This window comes from Pseudomonas sp., assembly GCF_049301935.1.
Lineage (GTDB): Bacteria > Pseudomonadota > Gammaproteobacteria > Pseudomonadales > Pseudomonadaceae > Aquipseudomonas.
In genome coordinates this window covers 17,883-29,396 of sequence record NZ_JBAQLP010000098.1, presented here as the reverse complement: position 1 = coordinate 29,396, position 11,514 = coordinate 17,883, and the positions used below count along the sequence as shown (strand labels likewise).

The 11,514-nt window shown below is 58.0% G+C and carries 9 protein-coding genes; 4 read left to right on the top strand and 5 right to left on the bottom strand.

Going from position 1 to position 11,514, the window contains the following annotated elements:
* The first annotated feature begins 47 nt into the window (after nucleotides 1–47).
* The 3 genes from WA145_RS13045 to WA145_RS13035 are packed head-to-tail and all read left to right on the top strand — an operon-like array spanning nucleotide 48 to nucleotide 2,937.
* Complete coding sequence (locus WA145_RS13045; protein WP_422581990.1) at nucleotides 48–1,169, top strand: Re/Si-specific NAD(P)(+) transhydrogenase subunit alpha; 1,122 nt, start codon at nucleotides 48–50, stop codon at nucleotides 1,167–1,169.
* Between the two features lie 14 nt (nucleotides 1,170–1,183).
* Entirely contained in the window at nucleotides 1,184–1,501 is a 318-nt protein-coding gene (locus WA145_RS13040) for an NAD(P) transhydrogenase subunit alpha (protein ID WP_422581989.1), read from the top strand.
* Nucleotides 1,501–2,937 carry an NAD(P)(+) transhydrogenase (Re/Si-specific) subunit beta gene (locus WA145_RS13035; RefSeq protein WP_422581988.1) on the top strand — a complete coding sequence of 479 codons (1,437 nt, stop codon included), beginning with the start codon at nucleotides 1,501–1,503 and terminating at the stop codon, nucleotides 2,935–2,937. The genes WA145_RS13040 and WA145_RS13035 overlap by 1 nt, the downstream gene beginning before the upstream one ends.
* 320 nt (nucleotides 2,938–3,257) lie before the next feature.
* On the opposite strand, the gene WA145_RS13030 is transcribed toward WA145_RS13035, so the two are convergent.
* The 3 genes from WA145_RS13030 to WA145_RS13020 form a co-directional block, all read right to left on the bottom strand.
* Entirely contained in the window at nucleotides 3,258–4,280 is a 1,023-nt protein-coding gene (locus tag WA145_RS13030; protein WP_422581987.1) for a phytanoyl-CoA dioxygenase family protein, read from the bottom strand.
* 36 nt (nucleotides 4,281–4,316) lie between these two features.
* Nucleotides 4,317–6,500: a multiheme c-type cytochrome gene (locus tag WA145_RS13025; protein WP_422581986.1), complete on the bottom strand. Its 2,184-nt coding sequence runs from the start codon at nucleotides 6,498–6,500 to the stop codon at nucleotides 4,317–4,319.
* Between the two features lie 114 nt (nucleotides 6,501–6,614).
* Nucleotides 6,615–8,513: a sulfatase-like hydrolase/transferase gene (locus tag WA145_RS13020; protein ID WP_422581985.1), complete on the bottom strand. Its 1,899-nt coding sequence runs from the start codon at nucleotides 8,511–8,513 to the stop codon at nucleotides 6,615–6,617.
* A gap of 17 nt (nucleotides 8,514–8,530) precedes the next feature.
* On the opposite strand from WA145_RS13020, the gene WA145_RS13015 reads away from it, so the two are divergent.
* Entirely contained in the window at nucleotides 8,531–9,334 is an 804-nt protein-coding gene (locus WA145_RS13015) for a 2OG-Fe(II) oxygenase (RefSeq protein WP_422581984.1), read from the top strand.
* On the opposite strand, the gene WA145_RS13010 is transcribed toward WA145_RS13015, so the two are convergent.
* Both WA145_RS13010 and galE read right to left on the bottom strand, forming a co-directional pair.
* Entirely contained in the window at nucleotides 9,297–10,466 is a 1,170-nt protein-coding gene (locus WA145_RS13010; RefSeq protein WP_422581983.1) for an acyltransferase family protein, read from the bottom strand. The two genes, WA145_RS13015 and WA145_RS13010, sit on opposite strands and share 38 nt — an antisense overlap.
* The gene (gene galE, locus WA145_RS13005) at nucleotides 10,463–11,497 is read right to left on the bottom strand and encodes a UDP-glucose 4-epimerase GalE (RefSeq protein ID WP_422581982.1); all 1,035 of its coding nucleotides are present in this window, start codon (nucleotides 11,495–11,497) and stop codon (nucleotides 10,463–10,465) included. Before galE ends, WA145_RS13010 begins: the two co-directional genes overlap by 4 nt.
* Nucleotides 11,498–11,514: the final 17 nt, after the last annotated feature.

Genomic DNA, 11,514 nt, shown 5'->3' with positions numbered 1-11,514 from the left:
ATCCGCAGTGCGCCGGTTCACCAAAAAGATCACGCAGGAGAATTGAAGTGCACATCGGTGTTCCTCTCGAAACCCATGCTGGTGAGACGCGCGTTGCCGCAACTCCCGAAACCATCAAGAAGCTGATCGGCCAAGGCCATCAGGTGACTGTACAGAGCGGTGCTGGCGTTAGCGCGAGCATTCCGGACAGCGCCTATGAAGCGGTTGGCGCGGCTATCGGCAGCGACGCTGCTGCCTTTGCTGCCGATCTGGTGCTGAAAGTGGTTGCCCCAACCGATGCTGAGCTGGCGCATATGCAAGCCGGTGCCGTATTGGTGGGCATGCTCAATCCGTTCAGCAACGAGACCATCGCGCGCATCAATGCCCGCGGCGTGACCGCCTTCGCCCTGGAAGCCGCCCCGCGCACCTCCCGTGCGCAGAGCCTGGACGTGCTCAGCTCGCAGGCCAACATCGCCGGCTACAAGGCCGTGCTGCTGGCCGCGCATCACTACCCGCGCTTTATGCCGATGCTGATGACGGCCGCCGGTACCGTGAAGGCCGCGCGCATTCTGATCCTCGGTGCCGGTGTTGCCGGCCTGCAGGCCATCGCCACGGCCAAGCGCCTGGGTGCGGTGATCGAGGCCTCGGACGTGCGTCCGGCGGTGAAGGAGCAGATCGAGTCGCTCGGCGCCAAGTTCGTCGATGTGCCGTTCGAGACCGATGAGGAGCGCGAATGCGCCCAGGGCGTGGGCGGCTACGCGCGGCCGATGCCAGCCTCATGGATGGAGCGTCAGGCCAAGGCGGTGCACGAGCGCGCCAAGCAGGCTGATATCGTCATCACCACCGCACTGATTCCGGGCCGCAAGGCACCGACCCTGCTGCATGCCGCCACCGTGGCGGAAATGAAGCCCGGTTCGGTGATCATCGACCTGGCTGCAGCACAAGGCGGCAACTGCCCGCTGACCGTCGCCGAACAGGTGGTGGTTGAGCATGGCGTGACCATCGTCGGCCACAGCAACCTGGCGGCCCTGGTGCCGGCCGATGCTTCGGCGCTGTACGCACGCAATCTGCTGGACTTCCTCAAGCTGGTTATCGACGGCGAAGGCAAGTTCCACCTCAACCTTGAAGACGACATCGTCGCCGCGTGCCTGATGTGCCGTGACGGCAACGTCGTGCGCACTAACGGCTAAGGGGAGCAACGCTCATGGATATGATTTCTGACGGCATCTACAACCTGATCATCTTCGTGCTGGCCATCTACGTGGGCTACCACGTGGTGTGGAACGTGACGCCGGCCCTGCACACCCCGTTGATGGCGGTAACCAACGCGATTTCCGCGATCGTGATCGTCGGCGCCATGCTGGCCGCGGCGCTGACCGTAACCCCGCTGGGCAAGACCATGGGCACCCTGGCCGTGGCCCTGGCCGCGGTTAACGTGGTCGGTGGTTTCCTGGTAACCCGGCGCATGCTGGAAATGTTTAAGAAGAAAGCGCCGAAAGCCGCTGCAGTGGAGAAGCATTGATGAGCATGAATCTGATCACTGTTCTCTACCTCGTCGCCTCGATCTGCTTTATCCAGGCGCTTAAAGGCCTGTCACATCCGACCACCTCGCGCCGCGGCAACCTGTTTGGCATGATCGGCATGGGTCTGGCGGTACTGACCACCGTGGGCCTGATCTACAAGCTCGGTGCTGAGATTGCCACTGCCGGCATCGGCTATGTGATTGTCGGCCTGCTGGTCGGCGGCACTGTCGGCACCGTGATGGCCAAGCGTGTGGAAATGACCAAGATGCCGGAACTGGTCGCCTTCATGCACAGCATGATCGGCCTGGCTGCGGTGTTTATCGCCATTGCCGCCGTGGTTGAGCCGCAGTCCCTGGGTATCGTTGCCGCGCTGGGCGATGCGATTCCATCGGGCAACCGTTTGGAGCTGTTCCTCGGTGCGGCCATCGGTGCCATCACCTTCTCCGGTTCGGTAATCGCCTTCGGCAAGCTCTCGGGCAAGTACAAGTTCCGCCTGTTCCAGGGCGCACCGGTACAGTTCAAGGGCCAACACTGGGTCAATCTGGCCATCGGCCTGGCGATTCTTGGTCTGGGTCTGGTGTACACCTTCACCGGTGACATCACTGCCTTCGCCATCCTGCTGGCCCTGGCCTTCGTCATCGGCGTGCTGATCATCATCCCGATTGGCGGCGCGGACATGCCGGTCGTCGTATCGATGCTTAACAGCTACTCGGGCTGGGCAGCGGCCGGTATCGGCTTCTCGCTGAACAACTCGATGCTGATCATCGCCGGTTCGCTGGTCGGTTCCTCGGGTGCGATCCTCTCGTACATCATGTGCAAGGCGATGAACCGTTCGTTCTTCAACGTGATCCTCGGTGGTTTCGGTGGTGCGGCTGAAGCTGCAGGCCCTGCCGGTGCTCAGGAAGCTCGCCCGGTGAAGTCCGGCTCGAGCGACGACGCGGCCTTCCTGCTGACCAACGCCGACACCGTGATCATCGTCCCCGGCTACGGCCTGGCGGTGGCCCGTGCCCAGCACGCACTGATGGAACTGGCCGAGAAGCTGACCCACCGTGGCGTGACCGTAAAGTACGCGATCCACCCGGTTGCCGGGCGTATGCCGGGCCACATGAACGTTCTGCTGGCCGAGGCCGAAGTGCCTTACGAGCAGGTGTTCGAGATGGACGACATCAACTCCGAGTTCGGCCAGGCCGACGTGGTGCTGGTGCTCGGTGCCAACGACGTGGTCAATCCGGCCGCGAAGAACGATCCGAAGTCGCCGATCGCCGGTATGCCGATCCTCGAGGCTTATAAAGCCAAGACCGTGATCGTCAACAAGCGCTCGATGGCCAGCGGCTACGCCGGCCTGGACAACGAACTGTTCTACCTGGACAAGACCATGATGGTCTTCGGCGATGCAAAGAAAGTCATCGAAGACATGGTTAAAGCCGTGGAATAACGCTTGACCGCTGAATCCTAAGCTAGACCTCTAATGCCGTTCACTTGCTCGGGTGAACGGCATTTTTCTCTTTTGTGCAAGAGCGGCTACATGCCTGCAAGCAGAGTTGCGTGGTATTGCCTGGTGTCGCTGTCCGACGCTGTAGTCCACCAGAAAATTTATTCCTGCCAACCCGCCCCGGTGGTGCCCGGGCAGCGCTCTGAACTCCCCTCTAAACAATAAACCGCAGTACGGCCAAATGTCCGGCGCTATTGGGTAGCCGCTCTAAACCAACGCAATACGTTAGACCTCAGTTATTTGAAGGCGTGTCACAGGTATGGTTAACACAGTATCGGCAGCTGATTCAGCGGGTAGTGGGAGGGTGCGAAGAACCAGGCCTCGATAGCATAGCGATCACGGCTCATCTGCGAATCGATTGCAGTTCGGTGCAAGTTCAGCTCATCGAACAAAATGGCATCCCCAGCCTTGAAAGTCAGTCTGACCGGTGGAGTGTCGCCTGCCGCCGCCATTACCGCCGGGTCATCCAGCGACCAGCTAAAGCTGGCCTGGCCGGTTCCCGTTGGTACTATCGAGTCTAGGCGCTTTGGCACCATATCCATGGACGGTGCATCTACGCCGCAATCGCTCAAGGCTATCCAGAGGTTGACCGTACGTATGTCGGGGCCGAGAAACGCGCCGTCCTGATGCCAGCCTGAGCTCGAAGTTACCGGCACCCGGCGCAGGGTCGTTTTTTTCACTGAAAGTGCAGGGCGCTCACCTAGATAATCGCCAAGCACTGATAGTACGCCGACCTGTCCCAGGATCTCGGTAAGGTTGAAGACAGCCCTGGGCGAGTCCGCTGCCAGTATTCCTCCGCCATCCCGTACCCATTTTCTTGCGATTTTCTGGGGGCCGTTTTCCGAACAAGGTTGCAGAGGGCTATACCAAACCTGTCGGTCATCCAGTTGCGTTTCGCCAGGCCCGGCGTCATAGGCCAAGATTGCATTGTCTATCGTTTCGACCATACGCTTGACCTGTACGGGGGTTAGCAATTGCCTGACGATAAGAGAGCCGTGGCCGATAATCCCGTCTTTAAGTGTCTGTGCAGAAAACTCGCTGCGGCTGACAGCCGGAATCGCACCCGCGGGGTACGGTGACTCTACAAGTTCAGGTGGCCAGCAGCCCAGCCCTGCATCATGGGCAAGGTGGAAGAAGCCTTGATGCCTCATTTCGACCAGGCGTTGTTCGACTTCTGTCGAGGCAGCCTGCCGGTTCTGTTCGGTCAACAGTTGAATTGCTTGCAGAACGTGTCCCGAATCGAACAGTCGGTTGGCTCTTTCAAGCGTACTCTCCTTAAAAAACATGCTTGCTGACAATCGTTTTAGTAGTGAGATCACAGTTCACCATGCACGCTGCAGGAGCGGGTCTCCCGGATTGATCGATTTCAGATCGTGGATAAGCGACTGTATTTTGTCCCGGTCGCCGGAATGTTGTGCATAAGCTAGCAGGGCTCCACGAATGATGCGATCCGCTGGGTCCTGAAGCAGGCGGGTGTTGAGAATGTTTAGGGCCTTGTCCATCATTCCGGCCTCATAAAGCCCTACCGCATAAGCATAGGCATAGTGGCCACGGCCGAGGGTTAGTTCATGGGCCTTTTCCAGCTGTACTAGCGCCTCCTCACGCTGACCAAGGCGTATCAAGTGCATTGCCAGTGCGTGATGCAGATCGGCTGGCTGCTGAGCATGCTCTATCGCGCCCTCAAGTAGCTGCTTCGCTGATTCTGAGCCACCACCTTGCTCGATCCATTGCGCAAGCAGAATTCTGGCTGGTTGAAATTGCCCGTCACGTTGTAGAGCCATGCGCAATGCGGGCTCGACCTGCGCGTGTCGGCCACGCAGTTGATACAACATGGCCAGGTTGAGACAGCTCTCGGGACGTTCAAGTAGGGTCAGTTGAACTTGTTCGTATTCGTCAATGGCCTGCTGGAAATCATTCGTACTCGAAATCAGACTCTGATTCACCTGCGCCAGTTGCCATGCCGCTGCTATGCGGACCGCTCGTACTGGGTCGCGCAGCAGCGGGCTTAGCCACTTAAGCTTTTGCACTTCGTCCGTCAGGTTTTCCAGGCTGTTGACTGCGACCTCTCTTACCTGCGGATCAACATGTTCAAGCGCCCGTACGGCCATCTGCTGAGCTTGCGCGGAAGGGTATCGAGGCAGCTCAGTCAACAGGGTCGCCCTGCGTATAGCCGCCAGATCTCTCTCAGGCCGAGCCAGCTGTGTCAGCAGCGCCTCGGCTGCGCCAGCGTGACCATGTCTGGCTTTGAAGAGAGCCGCGGCATAGCCGCCATCACGCGGCAAGGGGTTATCAAAGCGAAGCTTGAACTGTTCGATCAGATCGGTCTCAGGCATATCTTGGTGACAGCTAATACAGGCATCATTGTGCCCCAGTTTTATGGCCTGAACCGGGTTTGGCACACTGAAGCTATGATCGTGGCGCAGGTCTTTGACCATAAAGTGGCGGCCCGGCATATGGCAACTGATGCATTGCGCCGCCGTCGTTTCCTGTCGATGCCGATGATGTTCCGGCGAGTCGTAATTCTTGCTCACAAGGCCTGCAGAGTTGATACCGGCACGAACTGCCTGGCCCGATGGGTTGTGACATTGCGTGCACAGGGCATTCCCCGTGGCGCGCAACTCGGTGGAGTGTGGGTTGTGGCAGTCCGTACAACGCACACCGGCGGCATGCATGCGGCTCTGTACGAAGGAGCCGTATTCGAAGACTTCGTCTTTGATCTTGCCATCAATTTCATTGAGGACCGGGCTAAGGATGCTGGGCAGGTAGTCATCCATCATGTGATTGGCATGCTGGTAGCCATCGCTGAGTGCGGCCCTGCGGCTGTGGCAGCGACCGCAAACCTCGGCCTCTCTTCTTGCACTGTCGTCCACGGGCGTAGATGAAAAGCCATGGCCTGCCTTCTCGGTTGGATGCTCAAGCCATTCCAGGTGGCCTGCTGCGGGCCCGTGGCAGCTTTGGCAGCCCACCCCCAGAGCCTGCCAGGTGCTGGCATAGCGGTCGGTAAGCGGATCGTAGTTGCGTTTGAAACCCGTGGCATGGCACTCGATGCACATAAAGTTTGCGTTCTGATTCAGACCCGTCCAATGCAGGGCGTCGTCATGCTTGATTTGCTGGCCTGGGTAGAGTTCGAACCATTGCTTTTCCTGGGTATCCCAGGCCACGTCGAGCGCCTGTAGCCGCCCGCCGGGCAACGCCAGCAAGTACTGCTGCAGCGGCTCGACACCAAAGGTATAGACGACAGGGTAGTCAGCCGGCTTGCCATCGGGACCTGTGGTATTCACCCAGAAGCCATCGGCCTTGCGCCGAAAATGGGTGTGTCCTCGCGATCCGGAAAAGGTCTGGGTATCGAAGCTGCCCAGCACCGACTGTTCGCTTGCCTGCTGCATTGCCAGGTGGTGGTGGGAGCCTTGCCAGCTCTGGTGCTGCGGCTGGTGGCAGGTCTGGCAGCTGTCTTCGGCTACCCAGTGGTCAGTGGCCGATAGAGATGCTGGGCGCACTGTACCCATTCCAATCCAGGCACCCAGGCTAACCAGTGGCAGAATCAAGCATGCGAAGACTATTGCGCGGCGACTCATTTCCGCATTATTGCGCTGTAAGCAAGCCATCGAGATCCATTGGACTCAGAGTTCATCCAGCAAGTCCTCTGGACAAAGTTCTGTGGCCATATCCGCGAGGTCGTATCCCTCCTGTCCGGCGAGCAGGAGCTTGTTGACTATGACCGGTTGCGCCAGCAACTTGCCGAGAAATGGCTGTTTACCATCGGCACTAGCACCAATAACGGTGGGGTTGGCTAGCACTTCTGCAGAGTCGGGGCGGTGCAATACGGTATCGCTATCCAGCAGCACTTCACCGTTCCAATAGAGCAGCAAACGTGAGCTTGCGGGGCCTGGGAAAGGGTAAGTGCTGGCAGGCTTTACATGGGCACTAAGCACCAGTTTGTTACAACGCTGGGTTATGGCGGTTATCGGGGCACTGAACTGCTCGACATCTCCGACGCTGACCCGTAAGCGTCTATCGGGCAGCCAGTCCAAGCGCCATACACCGGTTTGATCAACTAGCGTTTGTAATCTTTCCGTTGTCGATAATTCACCCAGCGCTAGCCCCAGGCTGAAACCACCAAATACCGGGGCTCTCTGGAAGTCCCTGCCGCTGAGTCTTGCCGGCTGGCCTTCCGTATTGGGCTGCCAGGTAAAAGGCGGGCTGCGTAAATCACGCTCAACTACTTTTATTAACCGGCTGGCCTGCTCCCGTTCCGGTGCCCTTCCCTGGGGGCCGTCATTTTCTGAGGTCGCATCAATCGCTGGAGTAACCGGGCCGGTCTGGAAAACACCAAATCCATCCCGATAAAACAGCCTGGACTGATCAAGCAAATGAGCAGCATAGCTCATGCCCAGGGCTCCACCATCTGCCATCCAGTGGAAAGCTGCAGGTTCCGCCATGGATTCACCATCCATCAGCGGGCGCAGATTGCGCCCCATCAGATCTCCTGACGACTCGCCACCGGCCAGCGCCAGCAGGGTCGGATAAAGATCGGTGATATGTGTTGGTGCGGTTATTTCAGTATTTTCATAGTGCCCAGGCCAGCGCAGCCAAAGGGGGCTGCGTACGCCGCCCTCCAGGTACGTAGCTTTCTTGCCTAGCAGGGGATAGTTGTTATCTCGCGCAATATTGGGGCCGCCGTTATCGCTGGCGAATATCACAATGGTGTTTTCTGCCAGTCCCTTGCGCTCGAGGCTTGCCAGTAGGCGCTCGACGTTGAAATCGATATGTTTGAGGATGGACTGAAATTGTCCCTCGGCGGTGTCCGGGAATTGATCGGAAAACCTGGGTGAGGGTTGATAGGGCGTGTGAGGTGAGAACAGCCACAGGTTGATAAACCAGGGCTGTTCACTGTCTACCATCAGCTCTAAGGCTTTGTCGGTTAACAAATCGTCCAGATAGCCCTGATACTGACGAGGTGGCGTCCCATTATCCTGGAGCCAGGGATCTATATGGGTTGGCTGTTGGCGCACTATCCCCCCATCCGGACCCGGCCCGCGAAGCACGAAATGATTGAGCATGCCGAACCAGTAGTCGAAGCCGTGATACCCGGGCTGAATCTCCGGATATTCAAGCGCCTCCCCTACATGCCACTTGCCTACATGGGAAGTTCGATAGCCCAGGGCCTGTAGGCTTTTGGGCAGGGTCTCCAGGTCTTGGGAAAGACCGAGGCCATCTGCTTGAAAGCCGACACTTACTGGGTGCTGGCCGGTCAGCAAGGCCGCTCGGCTGGGAGAACAGGTGCTGTCGGTAAAGTGCCTGCGAAAGCGCACGGATTGACGGCTCAACTCATCCAGCGTCGGTGTCGGGGCTGTCCCGTCACCCCAGCTGGCGATATCGTTGTTGCCCAGATCATCGGTAAAAATCAGCAGGATATTCGGTCTGGGTTGTTGATCAGGGCCATTGCCTGAACAACCCGAGGTCAGCAGAATGACCAGCAGCGCCAGGCCGCACAATATGGTTCTGAGAGAAGCCGACACAAAAGGATCCCTGATTAGTGAGTAACGCATCATTTCCGACATTGATCGGTGATCAAGCCACCATGCCAACTGCCTCGGGCCTGTTGATCAATTATTCGGCATTGCAGGGCGCTGTAGAACGGTTGGCTCCTCTCTATCAGGATAACCAGCCATTTCCACACATTGTAATTGATGACTTCCTGCCCCCGTCTACGCTGCAGAAGCTTTTGCAGCAGTACCCTTATGATCAGGGTCTGCCTATCTGGAACGATGCCACGCACAAGGACAAGAGCAGCGGCGAATATGTGCAGAAAGACAAGCGCAATATTCGTGACTGCCTGCAGATGCCCGAGGCCTACAGGCAGTTGGTCTGGGAGTTGAATTCGCATTATTTTCTCGACTTCCTTAGCCGAATGACCGGTATCGATAAGCTGATTCCCGATCCCAATCTGCGCGGGGCTGGAATTCATCAGATTAGCCGTGGCGGATTCCTCAAGGTCCATGCCGACTTCGCGACACACCGCGACTTTGCTCTGGATCGCCGTCTCAATTTCCTTTTGTATCTGAATCAGGATTGGCCGGAAGAATATGGCGGCCATCTGGAACTTTGGGACAAGGACATGCAAGGGCCACCCACGCGTGTTCTGCCAATCCTCAACCGTTGCGTTGTGTTCAGCACGACCTCCAACTCCTACCACGGGCATCCCCAGCCGGTAACTTGTCCGGAGGGGGTCTATCGCAAATCCCTGGCGCTCTACTACTACACCAATGGCCGTCCAGCCGGCGAGGCCGAACCGGGGTTTGCTACGCTTTGGCAGGATGTGCCAGAAGCCTACCGGTGAGTACCGGCAAGTGGGGTTTCAGTTTAAGGAAGGGGCTTTCGATAAAGCGGTAACACAGAACTGCCGCCAACCATGACAACAGGAAACTGCCGCCAACAGCGGTCAGCATCCTGATATCCGACAATGTGCCGGTATCGCCGATAGCCACTTTTACGGGATAGATCAGATAGAACTGAATTGGTACATGCACTAGGTATAACGAGTAGGAAATAGTGCCGAAGTGACTGATCAACGGGTTGATGATCAGCTTCTGCAACCCGCCCTTGAGGCCGAGACTACACAGCAGAAGCCCACCCCAGAGCAACGCCTCGAGATCATGGTAAAGCGGCATGAGTATCAGCGCAGGTTTCTGCCCCTTCACCCCGTACCACTGTAAGAGCCCCGTCATCAGGCCCAACAACAGCAGGAACACTAGGGCGATAAGATAGCGTGAGTCGAGCAGCCATTGTCGCCCTCTCCCTAGATAAAACCAGGCGCACAAGCCTCCAATGAGGAAGGCCGTGCCGCGACCGAACAGTGTCGACTGCAGCCACACCGGCGCATGACCGCCTAGCCATTGTGGCCGAAGTAAATAGACACCATGCAGAACTAGGTAGGCAATGCCACCAACTAGCATCAGATAGCGCCCAGGCGCAGAGTTCAGCGCCAGCATGATCCAGGGCAGAAGTAGATAGAACTGCATTTCCGTGCACAGCGACCACCAAGGGACACTAAACGGGAAAATCTCAAAACCGACCGGAAGGAACAATAGAGCCTTCAACGCGCTCGGTGAGTTGGAGCTGACCAGCCATGCGACGAAAACAGCCAAGTAGTAAAGCGGCAGAATGCGCAGCAGGCGAGAAACATAGAAACCACGGATACTGATCTGCTCACCGCTGCGCAGTGCCCGGATGAACGGCTGCATCAGCAGGAAGCCGCTGAGCACGAAGAACAGCGTGACACCGGTGTTGCCAGCCGCCAGCAGGCGCAACCAGAACGGCGCTTCATCCGCCAGACCGCTCATCCCGCCGAGCAAAATGCCGAAGTAATGGAACGCCACCACCAGCAGAATCGCCCAGCCTCGCAGTGACTCCAGTTGGGTAATGTAATGACCGGGCTGACGTAGTCCAACCAATGCTTCAGCCTGGCTCATGCGTCACGCCTCGCGCCTCGCGCCTCGTCAAGAAGGGTTCCCGTACACTGCCAATTCCAGGCATCCCGGCACATCTGCTCCAAGTCCAGACCTGCCCGCCAGGCAAGTAATTGCTGCGCCAAGGTAGAGTCGGCATAACACTGTGCGACATCTCCCGCACGTCTGGCCACGATCTCGTAAGGGATACGCAGTCCGCTAACCCGCTCGAAAGTCCGCAGCACCTCTAGCACTGAGTAGCCTTCCCCGCGCCCCAAGTTAAGTGTTGTCACCTGCAAGTCATCCAGCACCTCCAATGCCCGGACATGGCCACGTGCCAAATCCACCACGTGAATGTAATCCCGAACTCCGGTGCCATCCGCGGTCGGGTAGTCGCCACCAAAAACGCTCAGTTTCTGCTTAAGCCCCGCCGCGACCTGAATGATATAGGGCATCAGGTTGTTCGGTGTGCCACGCGGGCTCTCGCCTATCTCGCCACTCGGATGAGCCCCTACCGGGTTGAAGTAACGCAGAAGGGCAATTCTCCAACGGCTGTCAGCGTATCCAATATCCGCCAGCATTTGCTCGACCTGCAGTTTTGTTCTGGCATATGGGCTTGCCGGCGATAGGGGAGCGTTCTCTCTAAGCGGTAACGTGGAGGGTTCCCCGTATACCGAGGCGGATGAACTGAAGATCAGTCTCCGGCAGTTGAACGCCTCCATAGCCGATATCAGGTTGAGAGAGCCCGCGACGTTATTCTCGTAATAGACCGCCGGGTTGATGACCGATTCGCCAACCGCCTTGAGCCCTGCGAGGTGGATAACCGCATCGATTTCGCCATACTGCGTGAACGCACGGTCGACGGCCTCACGGTCACGGATATCGGCGCGACACAGAGGTATCGCACTGCCTGTCAGGCCCTCGACCCGGTACAGCGCTTCGGCGGAACCGTTGGACAGGTTGTCCAGAACCACCGGGCTATGCCCGGACGACAGCAGCTCTACAAGCGTGTGCGTGCCTATATATCCAGCCCCGCCAGTTACCAGTACCCGCATTGCAACCTCCAGTGGCG